This is a genomic window from Corallococcus sp. CA053C (assembly GCF_003611675.1).
GTDB lineage: Bacteria > Myxococcota > Myxococcia > Myxococcales > Myxococcaceae > Corallococcus.
In genome coordinates this window covers 1-406 of the sequence record NZ_RAWA01000913.1, presented here as the reverse complement: position 1 = coordinate 406, position 406 = coordinate 1, and the positions used below count along the sequence as shown (strand labels likewise).

At 32.0% G+C, this 406-nt stretch carries 1 protein-coding gene; it reads right to left on the bottom strand.

What is annotated here, in order from left to right; translation table 11 throughout:
- Nucleotides 1–124: 124 nt before the first annotated feature.
- Nucleotides 125–406, bottom strand: a 282-nt coding sequence (locus D7V97_RS43855) for a zinc-binding dehydrogenase (protein WP_233583639.1), incomplete at its 5' end; no start/stop codon positions are given.

The window sequence follows — 406 nt, the reverse complement described above, 5'->3', positions numbered from 1 at the left end:
TCTATATAGTCAGTTGATATTTTTAAAATTTAATAACCATTCTACCAGTTATAGTACCATTTTCCATTTCTTCAAAAATATCATTGATTTCTTCTAATTTTCTTAATTGAACTTTAGGTGTTACTTATTTTTCAGCAGCAAATTCAAACGCTTCACGTAAGTCTTGTCTTGTACCAACAAGTGAACCTACTACTTCAATACCATCAAGCACTAATCTTGGGATATCTAAGTTCATTTTATCAACAGGTAAACCAACAGCAACAACTCTTGCACCAGCTTTTACAACATCAACCGCTTGGTTAAATGGCGTCTTAGCAACTGAAGTTACCACTGTTGCATCTAATCCTTTGTTATCAGTTAATTTCATAACTTCTGCAACTGGATCAACATCTTTAGAATTAATAAT